This window comes from Emticicia sp. CRIBPO (genome assembly GCF_009905725.1).
Classification (GTDB): Bacteria; Bacteroidota; Bacteroidia; order Cytophagales; family Spirosomataceae; genus Leadbetterella.
Genome location: NZ_JAAAKV010000004.1, coordinates 116,897 through 137,636, shown reverse-complemented (window position 1 = coordinate 137,636; position 20,740 = coordinate 116,897). Strand labels below are relative to the sequence as shown.

General features: G+C 43.9%; 17 protein-coding genes. 4 read left to right on the top strand and 13 right to left on the bottom strand.

Features of this window, described 5'->3' with window-relative positions:
- Position 1 precedes the first annotated feature (1 nt).
- From GVN16_RS09550 to GVN16_RS09530, 5 genes are all read right to left on the bottom strand, one after another.
- Positions 2-1,006, bottom strand: a complete 1,005-nt coding sequence (locus GVN16_RS09550; protein ID WP_166563655.1) for a sensor histidine kinase — start codon at positions 1,004-1,006, stop codon at positions 2-4.
- 184 nt (positions 1,007-1,190) lie between these two features.
- The gene (locus GVN16_RS09545; RefSeq protein WP_166563654.1) at positions 1,191-2,252 is read right to left on the bottom strand and encodes an alpha/beta fold hydrolase; all 1,062 of its coding nucleotides are present in this window, start codon (positions 2,250-2,252) and stop codon (positions 1,191-1,193) included.
- 38 nt (positions 2,253-2,290) lie between these two features.
- On the bottom strand, positions 2,291-2,722 hold the full coding sequence (locus GVN16_RS09540) for a nuclear transport factor 2 family protein (RefSeq protein WP_166563653.1): 432 nt from the start codon (positions 2,720-2,722) through the stop codon (positions 2,291-2,293).
- A gap of 42 nt (positions 2,723-2,764) precedes the next feature.
- Complete coding sequence (locus GVN16_RS09535) at positions 2,765-3,616, bottom strand: aldo/keto reductase (RefSeq protein WP_166563652.1); 852 nt, start codon at positions 3,614-3,616, stop codon at positions 2,765-2,767.
- A gap of 66 nt (positions 3,617-3,682) precedes the next feature.
- The gene (locus GVN16_RS09530; RefSeq protein WP_166563651.1) at positions 3,683-5,314 is read right to left on the bottom strand and encodes a carboxylesterase/lipase family protein; all 1,632 of its coding nucleotides are present in this window, start codon (positions 5,312-5,314) and stop codon (positions 3,683-3,685) included.
- A gap of 179 nt (positions 5,315-5,493) precedes the next feature.
- Here GVN16_RS09530 and GVN16_RS09525 point away from each other — a divergent pair, with 179 nt between their 5' ends.
- On the top strand, positions 5,494-6,408 hold the full coding sequence (locus GVN16_RS09525) for an AraC family transcriptional regulator (RefSeq protein ID WP_166563650.1): 915 nt from the start codon (positions 5,494-5,496) through the stop codon (positions 6,406-6,408).
- Positions 6,409-6,466: 58 nt separating this feature from the next.
- Positions 6,467-7,408 (top strand): alpha/beta hydrolase, encoded by a 942-nt coding sequence (locus GVN16_RS09520; RefSeq protein ID WP_229244115.1) that lies wholly within the window; start codon positions 6,467-6,469, stop codon positions 7,406-7,408.
- Positions 7,409-7,910: 502 nt separating this feature from the next.
- Here GVN16_RS09520 and GVN16_RS09515 read toward each other — a convergent pair.
- From GVN16_RS09515 to GVN16_RS09500, 4 genes are read right to left on the bottom strand one after another with little or no spacing between them, the layout of a single operon-like run.
- Complete coding sequence (locus GVN16_RS09515) at positions 7,911-8,387, bottom strand: cyclophilin-like fold protein (RefSeq protein ID WP_166563649.1); 477 nt, start codon at positions 8,385-8,387, stop codon at positions 7,911-7,913.
- Between the two features lie 38 nt (positions 8,388-8,425).
- Positions 8,426-8,995 carry a sugar O-acetyltransferase gene (locus GVN16_RS09510; RefSeq protein WP_166563648.1) on the bottom strand — a complete coding sequence of 190 codons (570 nt, stop codon included), beginning with the start codon at positions 8,993-8,995 and terminating at the stop codon, positions 8,426-8,428.
- On the bottom strand, positions 8,992-11,175 hold the full coding sequence (locus GVN16_RS09505) for a xanthine dehydrogenase family protein molybdopterin-binding subunit (protein ID WP_166563647.1): 2,184 nt from the start codon (positions 11,173-11,175) through the stop codon (positions 8,992-8,994). Before GVN16_RS09505 ends, GVN16_RS09510 begins: the two co-directional genes overlap by 4 nt.
- A gap of 4 nt (positions 11,176-11,179) precedes the next feature.
- Entirely contained in the window at positions 11,180-11,689 is a 510-nt protein-coding gene (locus GVN16_RS09500) for a (2Fe-2S)-binding protein (protein WP_166563646.1), read from the bottom strand.
- Positions 11,690-11,916: 227 nt separating this feature from the next.
- On the opposite strand from GVN16_RS09500, the gene GVN16_RS09495 reads away from it, so the two are divergent.
- Complete coding sequence (locus GVN16_RS09495) at positions 11,917-12,804, top strand: helix-turn-helix transcriptional regulator (protein ID WP_310587423.1); 888 nt, start codon at positions 11,917-11,919, stop codon at positions 12,802-12,804.
- A gap of 5 nt (positions 12,805-12,809) precedes the next feature.
- Here GVN16_RS09495 and GVN16_RS09490 read toward each other — a convergent pair whose 3' ends face one another.
- Together GVN16_RS09490 and GVN16_RS09485 are read right to left on the bottom strand one after the other, a co-directional pair.
- A complete protein-coding gene (locus GVN16_RS09490; RefSeq protein WP_229244114.1) occupies positions 12,810-13,175 on the bottom strand; it encodes a putative quinol monooxygenase in 366 nt (121 codons plus the stop codon).
- A gap of 70 nt (positions 13,176-13,245) precedes the next feature.
- Positions 13,246-14,535, bottom strand: coding sequence for an MBL fold metallo-hydrolase (locus tag GVN16_RS09485; RefSeq protein WP_166563644.1), 1,290 nt, complete (start codon positions 14,533-14,535; stop codon positions 13,246-13,248).
- Between the two features lie 128 nt (positions 14,536-14,663).
- On the opposite strand from GVN16_RS09485, the gene GVN16_RS09480 reads away from it, so the two are divergent.
- The gene (locus tag GVN16_RS09480; RefSeq protein WP_229244113.1) at positions 14,664-15,581 is read left to right on the top strand and encodes an AraC family transcriptional regulator; all 918 of its coding nucleotides are present in this window, start codon (positions 14,664-14,666) and stop codon (positions 15,579-15,581) included.
- 295 nt (positions 15,582-15,876) lie between these two features.
- On the opposite strand, the gene GVN16_RS09475 is transcribed toward GVN16_RS09480, so the two are convergent.
- Both GVN16_RS09475 and ppsA read right to left on the bottom strand, forming a co-directional pair.
- Complete coding sequence (locus tag GVN16_RS09475) at positions 15,877-17,070, bottom strand: PQQ-dependent sugar dehydrogenase (RefSeq protein WP_166563643.1); 1,194 nt, start codon at positions 17,068-17,070, stop codon at positions 15,877-15,879.
- 207 nt (positions 17,071-17,277) lie between these two features.
- Entirely contained in the window at positions 17,278-19,947 is a 2,670-nt protein-coding gene (gene ppsA, locus GVN16_RS09470; protein WP_229244112.1) for a phosphoenolpyruvate synthase, read from the bottom strand.
- Between the last annotated feature and the right edge of the window lie 793 nt (positions 19,948-20,740).

Sequence of the window (20,740 nt, the reverse complement as noted above, 5' to 3'; positions counted from 1 at the left end):
GCTAGTTTAGTGGTAAATAAACAGTGAATAATTTCCCGTCATCCTCAATTCTGACCGGTTTACCGACCAATAACAGGTAACGGCTTTCCAGGTTTTTCAGGCCGGTGCCGTTGGTTACGGGTACGGATAGTTTCGGATAAATGGGGTTGGAAACCACCAGTTCGTTCTGTTCATTGATGTATATTTTAACGACCATTTTATGATCGCTGTCTATCCTGTTATGCACCACAATATTGTCAAGAAGAGGAAGAATAGAGAGTACGGGCAATTTGTGAACCAGGGTATTCTGACCGGTATTGATCGTAAATTTTAATTTGTTGGCAAAGCGTACCTCCATCATATAACGGAACGCCTCTACAAAGTCGAGTTCCTCCCCCAAGGTAATGAGCCCTTTTTTGTCGCTTTGCAGGATATACCTGAAAACATCCGAAAGCTTGTTGACATAAGTGAGCGTCATTTCTTCATTTCCTTTCCGGATCAGTGAAGTAAGGCCGTTAAGTGAATTAAAGAAAAAGTGCGGGTTGATCTGGTTGGTCAGGGCATCGTAGCGGCTTTGCAGGTTTTTAATCGTTAATTCCTCAATCTGCTGTTCCTTTTTTCTTTTCTCGGTATAGAGGCTGATGATGTGCCCGATCAGGATGCTTAAAAGAGCAATAACAAAAAACTGAAACAGTACAAGGCTGCCATAATGCCTGACTTTTCTGAAAATCAAAAATGAAATCCCGCCATAAACTGCATAAAAAACGGCGGTGATCAATGAACTGTAAAGCACCCTTTTGTTAAAGGTTGAAGAGCTTAAATTCTCCAGGTTCATCTTCACCAATATGAAAATCAGGCTGGCAAAGAAGGTGTACCGGACAATGAAAACCCCTACAGGTTTTACCCATTCGGGCTTTTCAAGCCCCCGTAGTTCAAAAGGCAGCCAGGTCAGGTCAATGTATAAAATAAACAAGGCAGACACCAGGCTGATCAGCAGTAATTCGTATGAAGTGTATTTCTTCAGCAATTTATTCCGGAGTTTTCAATGATTTATCCACTTAAAATAACTGTAAATTTATACCCTTCCGGTCTGAAATTCTAATGTAAGCCCACTAAAGCGAAAAATTGACGCTAAAAGCGAATTGAAAGTCCGGAAGACCTTAATTCGCTCTTAGTATTCTTTTTGGGCTTATATCTGTTTTTGAATCCAATCAATCCAGGCCTTTTTTCTTTAACCATTCTGACAGCAGATCTGCTATTTCAATATTGTTAAGATCGGAGAACGGAAAGTGGGTATTTCCCTTGATACCTGTTTCAGGTAAATGAATGACGGTAACATCGCCGCCATGTTTGTTTACGGCATCTCTCCATAGCCTTGCCATTTCAAGTCTCGCCCGCCAGCCGTCGGCTCCCGGATTAGGATCAGGTTTTTCAGGGATAAAATCACCGTAATAGATGACAATTGGGATCTTTGTGAGCTTCATAAAGTCAGACAAGGGAACTCCTATTGCCGCCACCGGCCCCGCAGAACTGGCGATGGGTGCAGGCACTTCTCCTTCCGGAAAAAGGAAGCCGCTTCCCGGCTCATAAGAGGCGATGGCTTTGACATTGCTGTTTTTAACGGCGGTGGCCCAGCCGAATCCTCCTGAATGGGAATGGGTCACCAGGATTCCCGCTCCGATTTTATCAAAGAGCTTAGACGTCGCATTGGTAATCACCTCCGTATCAAAACTACCGATATTCGGGGTCATCTGGCGGAAATACTGGTTTAAAGTTTCCGGGTCTTTGGCAAATTGCACCCCGGGAAAATATTCCGAGCCGATACCCACCCTGAAAGTCCCGAACCAGGTTTGCTCATCAGGTGTGGGCGTAATCGTGGCTTCAACCGTGCTTCTGCCGGCATTGCCCCTGCGAGGCTGATTGATCAGGTAAACCCCGAATTTCCTTCTCAGGAAGATATTATTAAACCCTTCCCGTCCGTCCGGTGTGGTTTCCCAGGTTTTGGAAAACTGCCCGATGCCATGCCAGAATACCAGGGGCAGTTTGCGGGCACCTGCCGGAATCTGGTAAACAATATTGGCGTGGTCGCCGTGAAAAGTCTGCCCTTCAGGCGTCCGTTTTATGGGATCAAACTGGCCGGGGTTGGTAATGACCGAACCACCGACAGCAAAACTGCCTTGTTCTTTGATGACGATAAGGCCTTTATGCTGAGCACATGAGCTCAGAAGTATGGAGAACAGCGTTGCAGCTGCCAGGGAATGATAAATTTTCATGGTAATCCTGAATAATGTTGTACTAAGATAAGTTTTTTTCAGGGAGTCATCAATTTTGTGAACGAAAGTGAGCCCAGTTTCCAGGTGCCTTTTTGGTTGATGTACACTTCTGTGACCATAAAAGGGTTGGTAACTTCGTTGCCTCCTACCACTGCCAGCAAGGTGATCCTGTTCAAAAGAATGGCGGTGTTATCAATGATATTGACAGAAACTTCATGAACATCTGCTTTTTTGTAATGTATTCCTCCGCTTTTGATGATGTTTACTTCCTGTTCTTTGCCCCACGAGCCGCCCATGTGTACAAACACGGCTTTGTCGTCGAAAAGGGCAGCCAATGGCTCCACATTTTTATCGGCCATCCATTGCCATTTGTCCTTAGAGAGTTTTTTGATCTCTTCCTCTTTATTTTGTGCGAAACAAAATTGCGTAACGAACAGCAAAACGAATATTCCTGAAATTGATACTTTCATAAGTGATTGATATTTAATAGTATAAATTAAAATGTATTGATATTATAAACCCGGCCTGTATTCACCGAGCCATTTCACAATAGCCGGGTCACGGTGGTCAAAGAAACTGCTTTGCCGGGTGTCGAGTGTTTTGATGGCCTCCATATCCTCATTGCTCAGTTCGAAATCAAAGATTTTGAAATTCTCTTCCATCCTTTCTTTACGGACCGACTTCGGAATAGCCACCACGCCTCTTTGCGAAAGCCAACGCAACACTACCTGGGCAATCGTTTTGTTGTACTTATTTCCGACAGAGGCCAATAACTCATTTTGAAATAAATCATTTTTACCTTCCGCAAACGGCCCCCAGGATTCTATCTGAACCTTGTTTTGTTCCATAAAATCCTGATTTTCAATTTGCTGATTGAAAGGGTGTGTTTCGACCTGGTTGACCGCCGGTGCAATTTCATGGTGAACGATGAGGTCAATAAGCCTGTCGGGCTGAAAATTACTGACGCCAATGGCCCTTATCCGGCCTTCTTTATACAAGTCCTCCATTGCTCTCCATGAGCCGTAAACATCCCCGAAAGGCTGGTGAATCAGGTATAAATCAAGGTAATCCAGCTGCAATTGTCTCATGGAATTTTCGAAAGCTTTTTTAGCTCCTTCATACCCATTTGACTGGATCCACAACTTGGTGGTGATAAATAATTCATCCCTCGGAACGCCGCTCTTTTTAATGGCTTTTCCTACCGCCTCTTCGTTTCTGTAAGAAGCAGCGGTGTCAATCAGGCGGTACCCAGTCTGTATAGCTTCCAGCACACTCCTTTCACACTCCGCCAGGTCAGTTACCTGAAAGACACCGAACCCGAGAACGGGCATTTCTACTCCGTTATTTAATTTTACTTTTTGCATAATTGTTTATTGCGAAACGTCGGTCGCCGTTAATTCAAAAAATAATTTGTGAATCAGAGGTATTTCTTAAATACCTCTTGATTGAATTTTAGCTCTGTTTTTCATCGCCTTCTCCACGACATTGAATCTTGCCTGACGAGGGTCCGGTTTTTTTACGACTTTGCCATCTAATTCCACATCAAGAATATTTTGTTTTTGATTGTCATAAAGTGGCCAGTCCGGCAAACCTTGTCCATTTGGATTGCCTGTTTTAGCAAAGTTTGTCCAATACCTGCTCATCACCCCTGCCAATTCTTTTTCTGTGGCGGTTGGCTCAGCTGGTGGGCCCCAACGAGCGTTTAAGGTATTAAAAACAAATGAAACTTCTGAACCATGGCCGGCTCCATAAGGTGAACGTGCCTGTGCGGCTGGCGGTACATATCCAAACTGATAAACATAAACAGGGGCATTTTTCGCCAGGAAAGCTTTTGCAGTCATCCGTGCAGGTTCTCCCCATACCCAGTCTGTATTAAATTGAGTGATTACCTCATTAAAGCTTTTATTTCCATCGGCATCATAGGCGGCTTTTGCCTCTGCTTCCAGGTCACCAAAAGAAGAAAACAACGCTTCTTTTGTTTTGGCATTGCTCACAAAAGCTCCCCCGATTTCGGCACTACAGTTTCCTATCATCAAAGGCATTTTTGACTGACGACCTGCCATATAAGCACTTTCGGCAGTTTCGACCACCAGTTTTCCATCGAGAATCGGGCCTGAATAGGTTCTTACACCACCCTGACCATCAGTTTCCTGGCCGCTATCTACAATTTTTTCTACCGTTAATGCACGCAATTTTGCTAATGCTGATGCATCACTACCTTCAATTCCTTGCCTTTTCGCAAAATTCAGCCCTATGGTTTCTGCTGAAACATGATAAAGAACATCAGCATTTTCTCCACTGATCGGTCTTCCCGTAAGAACACCATCACGCCCACCACTGGACTCTCCGATTAATTTATGAAAAAGACCTTTCGCTTTAGGAATAGTAAGAAGCGAGTGAACTGAAACGCCACCTGCTGAGAAACCAAAAATAGTAACGTTATTCGGGTCGCCACCAAAAGCGGCGATGTTATTCTGAATCCATTGCAGAGCGGCAATCTGGTCCATGTAGCCGTAATTCCCTTTCAATTCTCCCGGAAATTCGGCATTCAAAGCCGGGTGGGCAAAAAAGCCCAAACGTCCCAACCGGTAATTGATACTAACCAGAATCACACCTTGTCTGGTCAATTCGTGTCCGAAATTTTGCGGACTTGAACCACTCCCGCCGGTAAATCCACCTCCATGAATCCAAACCATTACCGGTAATTTCGACTTAGCTGTTCCACCGGCGGGTTTCCATAGGTTAAGATAAAGGCAGTCTTCTGAAGACCCTTCTGCAATAGTACCAGGTTTCGCACCCCAGCCTGCCTGGGCACAATTCGGACCAAACTTGCTGGCATCTAACTCTCCTTCCCAGTTTTTTACAGGTTGTGGTGGCCGCCAGCGAAATTCACCCACCGGAGGGGAGGCAAAGGGAATGCCCTTGAAAACAGATACGTCTCCTTCAGTTGTTCCACGAACAACTCCGGATATTGTCTTTACTTTCGGAGTATTGTTTTCTGTTGGCTGACCAAATGCGGAACATGCCATTAAGCACAAAGACGTTATGATTATTTTTTTCATGTTTAAGGTTTAGTTTGAAACGGATTTCGTTTTTTTTACCGATACAAAGGTCTAAGGTTTTAATTATCAATGAGGTAGAAAAATTACTGGTATTTCTACCATTTTTACTGATTGCCGGGCGGCTTCCTGTTATTGAGAAAATAATGGCTTAAATTTGAGTCAGAAACATCATCATCATTATGGAGACTATTGTAAATATTGACAATGTAAGTGATTACAACACCTTTAATAATCACAAAACGCTGCACCCCCTGGTAAGCGTCATTGATTTTTCAAAAGCCCATGAAAGATCCTGGGGCGATGTGGAGAGCATCAGGTTTCAATATGGTTTATACACCGTCTTTTTGAAGGATGTTAAATGCGGGGATATGGTTTATGGCCGTCATTATTATGATTATCAGGCAGGTACACTGGTGTTTTTTGCTCCGGGACAGGTCGCTGAGATGAAGAATCCCTCGGGAGGGACTTATCAGCCCATGGGCTACGGACTGGTTTTTCACGCCGACTTTATGCATGGAACAGCCCTTGGGAAAGCCATGCAGAATTATAAGTTTTTCAACTACCAGACCAACGAAGCCCTGCACCTGTCTGACGACGAAAGACACATGATCATGGATTGCTTTCACAAAATAGAATTTGAATTAAAACAACCGGTTGACAAGCACAGCAAGAAGCTGATCGCTTCGAATATCGAATTGTTCCTGGATTACTGCGAACGTTTTTATGACCGTCAGTTCATTACCCGGGATCATCCCCATAAGGGCATTCTGGCGAGGTTTGAAGAATTGCTGAATGCGTATTTCCTGACCGAAAAGCCTCAGAATATCGGCTTGCCTTCGGTGGCCTATTTTGCAGAAGAGCTTCATTTGTCGGCCAACTATTTCGGTGACCTGATCAAAAAAGAAACCGGGCAATCGGCAAAAGAATACATACAGACCAAAATCATTGAAGTGGCCAAAGACAAGGTGTTCGGTACAGATAAAACCGTGAATGAAATTGCCTACGAATTAGGGTTCAAATACCCGCAACACTTCACGAGGGTATTTAAGCAACGGGTGGGTTATACCCCGAATGAGTTTAAAAATCTGAACTGACCATAATCCGGAAAATACTTTCTATTTTAGCCTTAGAAAATCATTTATCCCTAAGTCAATGAAAATCAACGTTCCTTTTCAGAACAGTAAACCGGCCATGACAAGCAGGAAGCTGCTGTTCATCCTGGCAGTCATTCACTGCTTTTCATCTGACCTTTTTTCCCAGTCTGAAAACCGGGTGTACAAGCTCTTTCCGCAGGGAACAATCCTGCACGGCAATATCCCCTTCAACAATGACACGCTGAAGAAGCATCTTTTAGATATCTATTTGCCCCGTGATGTAAAGGGCAATGTGCCTTTTGTGGTTTTTATCCACGGAGGGGGCTGGCTGGTAAACGATAAATATGCCGACATCGGCTATATGGGCAATACCATTTCGGCTTTGATCAATAACGGCATTGCGGTAGCGTCCGTTGATTACCGTTTTGCCTCGCAAGCTCAGTTTCCGGCCCAGATCCAGGACTGCAACCAGGCCCTTTCATTTCTATGTAAAAATGCTGAGAAGTACCACCTGGACAAGAACAGGATCGCCATCATGGGTTTCTCAGCCGGAGGACACCTGGCCTCTCTGCAGGGCCTGGCTAATAACAATAAAGTTCCGGCCTTTTTTATGCATAACGCCGTGCAGCAGTTCAACATAAAAGCTGTGGTTGATTATTACGGGCCTTCCGAACTGGCCTCATTGGGAAGCAGCGAAGACCCTAAAGCACCGGAAGCTATTTTATTGGGAGCAAGCCCTGTTTCCCGTCCCGATCTGGCAAAAGCCGCAAGTCCGGTCACCTATGTCGACAAAAACGACCCGCCGTTTCTTATCATACACGGCGAGAAAGACGACATGGTTTCTCCCCGTCAATCGAAATTATTATCAGGATGGCTGACAGCGACCGGGGTAAAAAATGAATTGATTATTGTAAAAGACGCTCCTCACTTCGGGAAGATGTTTGACACAGAAGACTTAAAAACAAAAGTGATTACATTTCTCAATGCAGCTCTTAAGTAAGCGGCATAATTGCTTCGGAAGGAAGTAGACCATCCCTGAACCGCATAGTACAGGTTCAGAAGGTATAATTATAGGTTAACAACCTCTTCTTATAGGTCCTAGAGGGTATAATTATAGGTTCCAGGGGGTATAAATATAGGTTCAAAACCTCTCCATATAGGTTCGGAAGGTATAATTATAGGTTAATAACCTCTTCTTATAGGCCCTAGAGGGTATAATTATAGGTCCCAGAGGGTATAAATATAGGTTCAAAACCTCTCCATATAGGTTCGGAAGGTATAATTATAGGTTAATAACCTCTTCTTATAGGCCCTAGAGGGTATAATTATAGGCCCCAGGGGGTATAAATATAGGTTCAAAACCTCTCCATATAGGCCCGGAAGGTATAATTATAGGTTAATAACCTCTTCTTACAGGTTCCGGAGGTATATTCATAGGCTATTAAGCTCCTTTTACCGGCTTCAGCAGATTTATCTGATATTGAAGCAGTGGAATCACGACCTCACTGCACTTCAAAGGTAATGGTTACACTATTGCTACCCAATGCCTGCCCAAGTCCTGTTGCATCATCAATTCGCCCGATTTTTGAATAGCTGTACGAAGTAGGGAAAGTTTTATAAAAGAGTACAAGGGTGTTGGCACCGTAAAGCATTAAATCTCCGGACTGTATGGTTCCGGGATTTGAAGCGTTGCCTGGTAAACTGGCGGTTAAATCGAAATACTTTTCATTACCGTTCAGTTCGCTCATTTTGAGGGTCAAAGGCAGCATTGCTCTGAATTTATTTGCCGTTTCATTGTTTAAAAGCGTAGCAGTAAATGTACCGGCACCAACCTTTATTCTTATTTTGCCGCCCATTGGAATAGTATTTTCATTGTTTGAGGAATTGCTGTTGCTTGTTGCCGGCTGGTCTTTTTCACAGGAAGCAAAGCCTGTTAAAAAAGGGAAAGCCAAAAGAGAGATGAAAAATGAATATTTCATAGTACCTGATTTTGCTTATTCTGTTCTTTTTACTGAAATCAGATTTCAATGGATCTGATGAATTTTGCCGGAACACCTCCTGCTATAGTGTTATCAGGCACGTCTTTGTTTACGACAGCCCCTGCCGCTACCACCGAGTTTTCACCGATAGTGACGCCCGGAAGGATGATCGCCCCGGCCCCTATCCATGCATTCCGTTTTACCAGGACTGACTTCAGATCCAGTGCTTTCCGCTCTGCAGGGTGAACCGGGTGGTTTTCGGTGATGAGCTGTACATTGGGTCCAATCAATGCATCGTCTTCAATGGTGATGCCTCCCAGGTCCAGGAAAGTACATCCATGATTGATAAAAACATTTTTACCAATTCTGATATTCCTCCCCAAATTGGTATGAAAAGGGATAAACAAAGTAGTGGTTTCATCTACTTTGTTGCCGATAATTTCACTTAGCCATTGCCTGACTTCGTTAGTGTCGGTGGCGGCATTGAGCTTTTGTGACAACTTCATGGTTTCGTTAACTGCCTCAAAAATCTTTGGATATTCAGGGTCATCGGATCTGAAAATGCCCCCTTTCATCATCCGGTCAAAAATATCTTTTTCTGTATTCATGATGTTAAATTGTCTATATCAAAAGGCATTTTGCGGACACGAATGCCGGTAGCCGCAAAAATGGCATTGGCCAGTGCAGGAGCAACGGGCGGAAGTCCCGGCTCTCCGACGCCTTTGATATTTTCACCTCCCTCAGCCAGGATATGCACTTCAACAGGCGGCATTTCATTGATCCTCAATACGGGGTTATCATGAAAATTGCTTTGTTCTGTTTTCCCGTTGGCAAAGGTTATACCATTTTTAATGGCTGCCGTAATGCCCATCACCACAGCACCTTCCACCTGTGCTTTCACGGTATCGGGATTGACGACAGTTCCCAGGTCAATCACCGCAAATACTTTATCTATCTTTACCGATTTATCAGATTGCCTGGTCACCTCAATCACCTGTCCGCCCAAACCTGCAAAAAACTCCCACTGTGCCACGCCCCGGCCCCGGCCTTCTGCCATCGGAACATCCCAGCCCGACACTTCTTTTAGTTTCTGTAATACGCGTCTGGCATCAGAAGCTTTGGTAAGCATTTGCAGGCGGAAAGCCATGGGGTCTTTACCAGCCGTGTGAGCCAGCTCGTCTATGAAACACTCATGTGAAAAAGCCAGGGTTGAACTGGTTACCGAACGCCACCACAACAGAGGCACATGAATATCCGAATACACAAAAAGGTTTTTCATATTCGGGATTTCATACTTCTGGTGACTGATTCCCTCCGTCATGTTGCCATCTAACTTTGTTTTATCAAAATCAGGATTTAAAAAGGCCATGATAGAAGGTGAGATCACTTTGTGCTGAAACGCAAGCAATTTACCATCGCCTGAAATGCCTCCTTTCAGTGATGAAAAAGTGGGTGGTCTGAAAGGACCTGACTGCATATCATCTTCCCTTGTCCAGATCAGCTTGACCGGTTTTTTAATGCTTTTGGACAGATTTACCGCTTCAATGATAAAATCTATGGCCAGCCTTCTGCCGAACCCTCCGCCGTTGAAACAGGTATGGATCAGAACATTCTCTTCCTTTAAGTTATAGCGACCTGTAAGATCACGCATGGTGTCTGAAGGTACCTGGGTAGAGGCCCAGACCTCCAGTTTGCCCTCCTCTTTCCAGTGTGCCGTACAATTCATGGCCTCCATCGTGGAATGCGACACAAAAGGGGTTTCATAAAAAGCCTCTATTTTTTTGGTTGATTCAGCAAAACCTTTGTCGAAGTCACCGACAGCTGCATCAACCACGCCTTCTTTCTCAGCCAGTTTTCTTAGTGATGCTGCATAATCCTGTGAGTTAAAATACTCTTTTCCCTGGTAATCCCAGTTTATTTTCAATGCCCTCCGGCCCTTCAAAGCAGACCAGTAGTTTCCTGCTATGACGGCTACCCCTTTGGTTTTATAAACACCGAAGACCTTTTCTACCTCCACCACATTTTCAACACCGGGGACTTTCAGGCTGGCCGACTTGTCATAATCCTTCAGGGTGGCACCAAAGACCGGGCAACGCTCTACAGAAGCATAAACCATTCCGGGTATTTCCACGTCAATACCAAAGACGGCCCTTCCCGACACTTTCAGGGGTATGTCCTGACGTTTTACGGATTTACCCAGAAGTTTGAAATCTTTTGCGTCTTTCAGCCGGGGGTTTGCCGGAACTTCCAGCGTGGAAGCACTTTCGGCTAATTCTCCATATCCGGCACTTTTGCCTGAGGGTCTGTGAAAAATCCTGGCGTTTTCAGCATAGCATTCAGATTCCGGCACGTTCCATTGCCGGCTTGCTGCCGAGATAAGCATTTCCCGGGCGGCAGCTCCCACTTTTCTTAAGGCAAAGTAATCCGAACGGACCGAGAAACTACCGCCCGCAAACTGTGCTCCGCCGAATTGTTTTTCTCCACCGGTTTGCTTAACGGTATACTGGTCCTGCGAAATCTCCAATTCTTCGGCGATCAGGGCCGGAATGGATTGGTAGACTCCCTGCCCCATTTCAGGTCTCGTGCTGAAAAGCGTTATTTTTCCCGACTTCTCAATAATGACATAAGGGCTCAGTGAATGGCCCTCTTCCAGAAGACTTAAATTGCTGATCCCAACAGATTCATCTGCATTGGCCGGGGCAATGCCTAAAACCAATGCAGCTCCTGACAAGCCCGTATACCGTAAAAAATCACGGCGGTTAACATGGATATTATTTATCTTTGACATGAGGTTAATGAGAGGATTGTTTTAGGTTTTTTTCACGGCTGCCAGACTCAGATTTCATTCTTGCTGCGGCCAGATGAATGGCCGAACGGATGCGTTGGTAAGTACCACACCGGCAGATGTTTCCTGCCATATAATTGTCGATGTCTTCATCGGTGGGGTCTGCATTCGTATTTAATAAAGCCACAGCCGACATGATCTGGCCTGACTGACAATATCCGCACTGAGGCACCTGCTCTTCTATCCAGGCTTTCTGCACCACATGTTCAATATTGGCTGAAATACCCTCAATGGTGGTAATTTTACCCGTTGCTTTTACTGAAGAAACCGGCGTCTGACAGGAGCGGACAGGCTGACCATCCAGGTGGATGGTACAAGCCCCGCAAAGCCCCATGCCACAACCAAATTTAGTTCCTTTCAAATGGACATAATCCCGGATAACCCAAAGCATGGGTGTGTCGGCTTCTGCCTCAACCCTTACTGCTTTGTTATTGATATTCAAATGGTATGTTTTCATTTATCCTGTTTTTTATTTTCAACTTTTACTTCTGCTTTCTGTCAATCACAACCGCGTATCTCTCCCTGATTATGCTTATCTTTACTATAGCTATTGCAAATTTACCAGATTCAAAACGAAGATATTTTATACATTTTACAGGTTTACATACCAATTTCACTGCTTAAAATGAAAGCCATCAACTATTTTGATATTTTCGACCATTGTTAAATTAAAAAGTAAGTAAAGTGCTGAAATACGAAACGATCAGACAATATAGCGAGACCTTTAACAACCCGTGCCTGCATCCTCTCATCAGCCTGGTGGATCTGAATAAATCAGGGATGCTAAAAAGGAGCAGGTTTATGATGGGGTTTTATGCCGTTATTCTCAAAGAAACCAGGTGCGGCGATATGCGGTACGGCAACAATTACTATGATTATGCTGATGGAACGATGGTGTTTTTTGCTCCGGGACAGGTTATTACGCATGAGCCCGAAGGAGAGTGGCATCAGCCGTACGGCAAGGCACTGGTGTTCCATGCAGACATGATCAAAGGCACGACCTTAGGCAAACAAATCAACGAGTATTCTTTTTTCAATTATAAGTCAAATGAGGCCCTGCATCTTTCTGAAAAAGAAAAAGCAACCGTAAGTATCTGCCTGGACAACATCGAAAGTGAAATCAGGCAAAACATTGACAAACACAGCAAAAAGCTGATTGTCGCTAATCTGGAGCTTTTGTTAAAATATTGTTCAAGGTTTTATGACCGGCAGTTTATCACGAGGGAGAATGTCAATCATGGTATTGTAGAGCAATTTGAAGAAATCCTCAATGACTTTTTCAGGAACGAAAAACATAAAACAGATGGTTTACCCTCAGTCTCTTATTTTGCGGACCAGCTGCATCTTTCCTCTAACTACTTCGGAGACCTGATAAAAAAAGAAACAGGAAAGTCTGCCCTGGACTTCATCCATTTAAAACTGTTGGAAACGGCAAAAGACAGGATACTGGACACCACGAAATCCATCAGTGAAATTGCCTATGAACTGGGTTTCAAATACCCGCAGCATTTTTCCCGGCTTTTTAAACAAAAAGTAGGGGTTTCTCCGTTGGAATACCGGGGAACAAATTGACCAGATCATTTAGTCTTCGCTTTCTTAAAAATCAGGGGTATGACCTGGTAATCAAACCCTTCCATATCCACCAGCTTCAGAGATTTGACCATTTTAAGGGTTGTAGTCTTATACTTCAGGAAATGCGGTGTTTTCAGATGCGATTCATAGGCATCCCTGTCGCTGTACATTTCGAGTATTCTTATCTGGGTAGAATCCTCCCTCTGATACATCGGGAATATGGCCACCACTCCGGGTTCCAGTCTCACGGATGCTCCTGCCTCTTCTTTCAGAATATTCTTATATTCGGTAAGGAACTCAGGATATATTTCAATCTCTGAAATCCGGATCATCATCTTCCTGTTGGCAGAATCTCCCCTATGACTTTCCATAACTTTGTTTTTAACCCCCTGGGCTGAAGAATAACTACTGATAAGTAAACAACTCATCAATAAAATGAAGTTACTTTTTTTCATTTTGCTGTATTTTGTTTTGTTTTTTTAAGGGCCTTAATTTATAGGGTTGTCCCGGAGCAAGTATTACCATCCGCTCAGGATTACTGATGAGTTTTTTTAACTTTTCAGGATCTCCGTTGAAGGGTGCAAAATCAGGGGCATCAACTGTTCCCCAGTGAGAAAGTAATAATGGTGTATCGGGATAAGCATTGGCAATTTCTACCGCTCCCGCTAAAGTAAAATGCCACTCACTATCTGAGAAATCAAACAGAATTGCATCAGGAGGTGTCATTTTCAAATGTTCAGGCATAAGTTTTGAATCTCCCTGGGCCCAGATAGTACCTTCAGGCGTTTCAATCAGGAAACCGGTACAATCTTCTTTTTTGAAAAATCTGTTTGCAGCTCCCTTATAAGCATTCTGCCATTGGTGGTCTGCCGGAGAAAGCTTCACTTTCACATTTCCCAGCTTGAAAGTTTCTCCGATAGCATGACCATATGACTTCCACCCCAGATTTTTCATTAAAGAATCTACATAAAATGTCGAATGAAAAGCCCTGGTATTTGCTGCCAGATCTTTATTGGTGGGTATGCTGAAATGGTCATTGTCACTATGGGTAATTAAAACAGCATCTAAACGAGGTACATTCTCAGGAGCTATCGGATAATTAATCATTACAGGCATGTCAAAGTCCTTTAATAAAGGATCAATCATTAATGTGGTTCCATGACTATTAATCAGAAACCCCGCATTTCCAGTCCATCTTATGACCGTCTCTTTTGATTTACCAAATGCCTCAACACCAAATGGCTGTGTTTCAGGAGCTCTTGCCTGATATTTTTTACCATATAAGTATTCATGGTCGGTGACAGCATTCAACCATCTTACAACAGGCTTTTGTGTGTTGGTGTTTATAGCCAGGTGAGTCATAGAACTTTCATTGGAAGCACCATGCCAGTGCTCTGTACCTGGTAAACATTTTATGACATCTCCCTTTCTAATTGTTTGCTTCGCTTTGCCTTTCTCCTGATAATAACCTTTTCCATCAGTTACAAGAAGGATTTGACCACCTTCATGAAAATGCCAGAACGTCCGGGCCCCTGCCTCAAAAGTAACGCTACCTACCTGTGTATTAAAAATAGTGTCGGCAGGAGCCAGGACGTTGACCCAGGCATTACCTGTAAAAAAACTACCCGGGGCTTTGTCACCCTTTTGAAAAACAACTGATGTGTCCTGTGCCAGGATTTTAAGGCCGCCGCCCAAAAGAATAATGGTCAAAACAAGTTTTGAAATTTTCATTTTTAGATTTTTTACAAAGTTCCTCCTTAATTTTTCATTTACACTTACCTGTTTTACGGGATTCTAAACCAGTTTTACGGATGGGCTCTCAAGAATATGGAAAGCTGGGCTATTTCGGTTAAATTTGAATGAAGATCAACATCATTATGCATAAATTCGAAAAGCTAAGCAATGTAACTCAATTTAATTCTCAGAGAGGACAGGAAACGTTGCACCCCCTTGTGAGTGTCTTAGATCAGTCAAAATCTGTTGAGATTCCGGCAAGATGCTATATCTCAGATTTGTATGTTATTTTTCTGAAGGACTTAAAGTGTGAAGATTTTAAGTATGGCCGCAATCAATACGACTACCAGGAAGAAACCATGCTTTTCATTGCTCCTTCGCAGGTTTTTGGCATAAAAGCCCCGGAAGAAAAAATGGTCCGGCCTACAGGCTGGGTACTGGTATTTCATCCTGACTTTATCCGTGGCACAGCTTTAGGGAAGAAAATCAATGACTACGGGTTTTTCTCTTATGAAGCCAATGAAGCTCTTCATGTTTCATCAAGAGAGAAGCAGATAGTTATTGAATGTTTCAAAAAAATCAGGGAAGAACTTGAGCACGGCATTGACAAACATAGTAAGACACTGATTATTAGCAATATAGAACTACTATTAAACTATAGCACCCGTTTTTATGATCGTCAGTTTATTACAAGAGAAACTATAAATAAAGATATCCTGATACGTTTTGAGAACTTACTCAGGGATTACTTTCAATCCGAAAAGCCACAGGTTCTTGGCCTGCCGACTGTATCTTATTGTGCCGGGCAGTTAAATTTATCGTCCAACTACTTCGGAGATTTATTAAAAAAAGAAACCGGCAAACCTGCTCTGGACTATATACAAGCCAAAGTTATTGATATATCTAAAGAAAAGATATCTGATCAAAGTAAATCAATAAGCGAAATAGCTTTTGAAATAGGCTATAAACATCCGCAACACTTCACCAGGCTGTTCAGGCAAAAAGTAGGCATGTCTCCTACTGAATTTCGAATGGCAAAGTGACAAGTCAACCTAAACAGACCACAAACACTTGATTAATAAAATATTGCAAACAATTTCCATAGAAATTTCTGTGAAAGAAAGCCCGGCGATATCATAAACCGGAAACCCTGATCAGAAGTACCGGATAGTGCTCCGGTACCTCTTTTATATCTGTATCCTTATAAACTTCGCCAAATCAAGGCTTGAAAAACCGGCAAGGCCATCCTGCTGTCTGCACAAAAAAACGGCTCCAGTCAGTCAGACTAAAGCCGTTTCATAAATTTTTATCTGGGGTTTTAAAACCTCGCCGGTGTAATTATTTCTTAGCAATTCTGTAAAGCCTTCCCTGGTCGGTGATGGCATACAGAGCTCCGTCTTTTCCTTGTGTTACATCACGGAAACGCTGAAGTTCATCAGCAAGCAAGCGTTCTTCTCCCACCACTTTATTGTTCTGGATAATCAGACGGGCAATGTGCATACCGCTCAGACAGCCGATGAAAAGGTTATTTTTCCATTCCGGAATGGCGTTTCCGCTATAAAAAGTCATACCGCTCGGCGATACTGAAGGATCCCAGTAGTAAACCGGTTGTTCAAGACCTGCTTTCTGCTGAATAGCCTCTCCTACTTTTTTCCCACTGTATTCGATACCGTAAGTGATGGTCGGCCAGCCGTAGTTTTTTCCGGCCTGGATACGGTTTACTTCGTCACCGCCTCTTGGTCCGAACTCATTTTCCCACAGGTCTCCGGTTTCAGGATGCAAGGCTAAACCCTGTACATTCCGGTGTCCGTAAGTATACAACTCAGGTCTTGCTCCTGCCTTTCCTTCAAAAGGATTACCGGCCACAGCCTTACCGTCGGTCGTGATGTGGATCACTTTTCCCAAAGCTGAATTAAGATCCTGAGCCTGCGGGCGGGTAGCCAGGTCAGAACGCTCACCTGTGCTGACAAAAAGGTTTCCGCTTTTATCAAAAAGAATACGGCCTCCATAATGCAGGGCTCCTTTATAAGCAGGAGTAGCACGGTAAATAACGGTAGCTCCTTCAATTTTTGACTCGTCAGCCGAAAGTTTCCCTTTTGCTACTGAAGTATGGTTTCCTCCATCAACATCTTCCGAGAAAGTCCAGTAAATCATACGGTTTTGTTCGAAAGCCGGGTCAAGGACGAGCCCCAATAAGCCACCCTGTCCTTTAGAGTTTACAGCAGGTAAGCCGGTAATCGGTTTACTTAATTCTCCTTTCTGGTTGACAATTCTCAAACTGCCCGCTTCTTTTTCAGTTACGATCAGTCTGCCGTCAGGAAGGCTTTTCACACCCCACGGGAAAGACAAACCTTCGGTAAGTACTTTAAAATCGTAAGCCGTTTTGGTTTTTACAGCCTTGATTCTTGTTTGTCCGGGAAAAGCTGATTTATAATCAGAGTTCGGTGCTTTGGTTTCAACAGAGGCGGATTGACCGCATGAAGCAAATGCGATCACGGAAAAAGCTAAGGCAAATAATGCGTTTTTTTTCATATCAGAGTTTATTTTTTGAGATTGGTTGGTATCCGGCTATCGTTTGTGATACTTCTTTCATTAATACAGCATTATTCTGATTTTCATTCCCGAAAAGACAATTAAATTACAGGGAGGGAAATTCATTAATGATAACGTTTATCACGGCAATGGTATTTTCAGTTGCTCTTTATTATTCCTGAAGTGCCTGAATCCGGACAACGAGGTTTACAATATTTCTATATAGCCTTCTGTTCCGTTTACCCGGATGGTTTGCCCGTCTTTGATCAGTTTAGTGGCGTTATCCACTCCGACGACCGCCGGCAGGCCATATTCACGGGCAACAACGGCCCCGTGCGTCATCAGCCCCCCTACTTCGGTGACCAGGCCTTTGATGGATACAAACAAGGGCGTCCAGCCAGGGTCGGTAAATGCCGTCACCAATATATCCCCCTCTTCCAGGTTCGCATCTTCCATGTTTAAGATCACCCTGGCCCGGCCCTCAATAAGTCCTGAAGAAACAGGTAAGCCTGCAATGGCACCTTGAGGAAGATTTTCCCTGCTATAAGCACCTGTAATGATCTCACCGTCAGAGGTGATCACACGGGGAGGGCTCAGTTTTTCAAAGATTTTGTATGCCTCTTTCCGCCGGCTGATAACCTGGTAATCCACCTGTTTTGTGCGTACAACCTCGTGAAGCTCTTCAAAAGTGAGATAATAAATATCTTCTTTTTCATGAATAAGGCCGGATTCCGCCAGTTTCCCGGCTTCTTTCATGATGGCCTGCCTATATACAAAGTAGCGGCTGACATAGCCATATTTCGGATATTCCCGGTAGCCTATGAAATTCCGGATCAGGCTGATCACCCGTTTTACTTCTTCTGCTTTTTCTTTGCCGTCCGGCAATTCCATGAGGCGATGCAACAATTCCTGTTCTTTTTTCAAAGCTTCCTGCCTTCCATGCTCAAATTTCCGCTTACTTTCACCGGGTTCAAAGCTTCTGATGTTGCCCATAATAAGCGGAATAAGTACCGACGGGTTTTCACTCCAGCGGGTCCTCGTGATATCAATTTCCCCTGCACACCGCATCCCGTATTTGCTGAGATAGCCTGAAACAGCCTCACGGGCTTCCTGTCCGCCTTCCAGGCCGGGCAAGCCGTCTAAAAAATCACGTTCTTTTGTCTGCTGCAGATAAGCAATCACTTCAGGATAGGGACGGATCACATCAGCGACATCCATCAGCTCCAGACCCATTTCAGAGGTAATATTATTGGCTACAGAAAGAGAAATGGTATCTGCTGCATTCTTCTCACCTAACCATTCCATCATTTTTTCGTTGAGCCACGAAGAAGCATCCATGGCGGTCATGAACACAGCGTGGCTTTGCGGGTCAAACAGGATTTTCTTTAATTCCTGAAGGTCTTCCCGGATAAAATCAAACAGTTCCGTTCCTGATTTTAAGCTTATGTTTTGCTTTAATAATGCTATGGAAGCCTGGCTGCGGCTGATCAGGTCAGAAACGACGGACGGAGCATTTTCAATTTTTGCCTGAAAACCCAGGGGCGGAACCTCATCTCGGGCAACGGGAACTTTGACCTCTTCAGGCAACATCCTGATAAAACCTTCCCGCCGGGTAATCGTCAGGAAAGCATCCCTGATGAGCGGGTCCGACTTACCCAAAGTATCCATGAATACCTGCCTTCTGACCGGAGAAGCCAGCATTGCCGTCACATCGACAAATAACCTTCCACCGGCCGTTCGCATAGCTGCAGGCGTTATAGCAAGGTAAAAGGACAAGCCCAGCGGCTTGATCGGGTCGGTCATCATCTGCTGGTGCCCGACAGACACATACACGTGGTTTTCCTCGTCGCCGGCTTCAGGAACCGGGTATAATGTTGTCACCGGACGACTCTGGACGATATAAAATGTATCATCGGCCAGGCACCATTCAATATCCTGCGGGCTGCCGAAATGGGCTTCTATCTGCCTTCCGAGACGTGCCAGTTCTAAGATTTGCGGATCAGAAAGTACCTGTATCCTTTGCCGGTCCGGGCTGATTTCCCGGGTCACGGTTCCACCCTCCTTCCGTCCGTAGATGGCCAGTTTTTTTGCCGCTATTGTCTTATCAACGATTTTCCCCTCCTGTACTTTATAGCCATCTGGTGACACCAGGCCTGAAACCAGGGCCTCGCCCAGTCCGAAACCCGCATCAATAGACAGCAGCTTCCGGTTGGAAGTCACCGGGTCAGCAGTAAACAAAATCCCTGAAGCCTGCGGAAAAACCATCTTTTGAACCACCACAGCCAAGTAAACCTGTCGATGATCAAAGCCGTTTTGCATCCGGTAGATGATTGCACGGTCGGTAAAGAGCGAAGCCCAGCACCTGCTGATGTGCTCCAGGATGGATTTTTTCCCGATAATGTTCAGGTAGGTATCCTGTTGCCCTGCAAACGAGGCCCCGGGCAGGTCTTCAGCCGTAGCACTGGACCGCACGGCAAAAGCCTCTTTTTCACCTGAAATATTGAGATAAACGCCAATCTCGTCTTTTATTTCCTCCGGAATGACTGTATTTTCAATGATCGCACGGATTGCTGCACCGGTTTCGCTGACGGCTGATCTTTCTTCCGGTCTGAGGTCTTTTAATGTATTGAGCAGGTGCTTAAACTCCGGGTTGCCTGCAGTTATTTTTTCATATGCCCCGGTGGTCACACAAAAGCCCTCAGGCACGTGTAAGCCTGCAATCCCTGACAGTTCGCCCAGGTTAACCCCCTTGCCTCCTGCAAGCATTAACTTTGAGCGGTCAATTTCATTAAAACCAAGCACATAGACACCCATATTTTCCCCTTTTATCGATGTAACATTCTGCCTGTGATACGGAATCAGGCAGGTATTTTTCATCAAAAATATCTACGTCGCCTGCCGTAAAAAAACTATTCCCACTATATTTTTTTTCGCACAATTTTGTCACAACCCCTCCGTTAAACAATTAGTTATAACCTGTTTACACGACTTTATAAAAAAGCCGGTATCCATAAGAACTCCCTTCCAGAACATGACCCCGGTTATTACAAGAGCGGTGAATAGTCAAGGGGCGGTAATTTGCCCCTGATAAATCAATCACCCGCCAAAAAGTGTGAATAATGTAATAAAATTCAATAATTATGTAACGGTGATTCATGAACTATGCCCCAATTTTGTCAAAGTTCAGCATCTTTCAATTAATACTTTTATTTAATACAATTGCTGTGGAGAAATTTATACATAAAATTATTAAGGTAAACTCCCAATTGATTATTCTGAAAAAAGATCAGAAAATCCATATTACAAAAACCGGAAGGTCTGTTCTTTTCTTTTCGGATATTTCTATTTCGTGACACTGCATTCAAAAAGTAAAATTTATATAAAGCGAAGTTAACAGATACCCTCTGTGATTGTATTAGTCGATAAATGCACCACGGTTGATGGTGCTATTTGTCATTACAGATCATCCTCGAAAATTATATCAGTTGTCAGGAGGAGCATGTGAATCATATAAGTCTTTCTCATAATTGTGTAATGCTTAAGGAGAAAAAACGGGTCAACTTCGCATCTGATTGAAAACTCCTGCCAAAATGAAGCATAAAAGTCTTCAGAAATTTAATTCAGGGAAAGAGTTCAGTTGCCGTTTTATGAATGACGATATTCCAAATCC

Coding starts and splice junctions, on each gene's coding strand:
- GVN16_RS09515 (WP_166563649.1), bottom strand. CDS start 8,387: ATGAAATATTCATTTTTCATCTCTCTTTTGGCTTTCCCTTTTTTAACA.
- GVN16_RS09475 (WP_166563643.1), bottom strand. CDS start 17,070: ATGAAAAAAAACGCATTATTTGCCTTAGCTTTTTCCGTGATCGCATTT.
- GVN16_RS09490 (WP_229244114.1), bottom strand. CDS start 13,175: ATGGAAAGTCATAGGGGAGATTCTGCCAACAGGAAGATGATGATCCGG.
- GVN16_RS09485 (WP_166563644.1), bottom strand. CDS start 14,535: ATGAAAATTTCAAAACTTGTTTTGACCATTATTCTTTTGGGCGGCGGC.
- ppsA (WP_229244112.1), bottom strand. CDS start 19,947: ATGAAAAATACCTGCCTGATTCCGTATCACAGGCAGAATGTTACATCG.
- GVN16_RS09525 (WP_166563650.1), top strand. CDS start 5,494: ATGGAGACTATTGTAAATATTGACAATGTAAGTGATTACAACACCTTT.
- GVN16_RS09505 (WP_166563647.1), bottom strand. CDS start 11,175: ATGTCAAAGATAAATAATATCCATGTTAACCGCCGTGATTTTTTACGG.
- GVN16_RS09530 (WP_166563651.1), bottom strand. CDS start 5,314: ATGAAAAAAATAATCATAACGTCTTTGTGCTTAATGGCATGTTCCGCA.
- GVN16_RS09540 (WP_166563653.1), bottom strand. CDS start 2,722: ATGAAAGTATCAATTTCAGGAATATTCGTTTTGCTGTTCGTTACGCAA.
- GVN16_RS09545 (WP_166563654.1), bottom strand. CDS start 2,252: ATGAAAATTTATCATTCCCTGGCAGCTGCAACGCTGTTCTCCATACTT.
- GVN16_RS09535 (WP_166563652.1), bottom strand. CDS start 3,616: ATGCAAAAAGTAAAATTAAATAACGGAGTAGAAATGCCCGTTCTCGGG.
- GVN16_RS09520 (WP_229244115.1), top strand. CDS start 6,467: ATGAAAATCAACGTTCCTTTTCAGAACAGTAAACCGGCCATGACAAGC.
- GVN16_RS09500 (WP_166563646.1), bottom strand. CDS start 11,689: ATGAAAACATACCATTTGAATATCAATAACAAAGCAGTAAGGGTTGAG.
- GVN16_RS09510 (WP_166563648.1), bottom strand. CDS start 8,995: ATGAATACAGAAAAAGATATTTTTGACCGGATGATGAAAGGGGGCATT.
- GVN16_RS09480 (WP_229244113.1), top strand. CDS start 14,664: ATGAAGATCAACATCATTATGCATAAATTCGAAAAGCTAAGCAATGTA.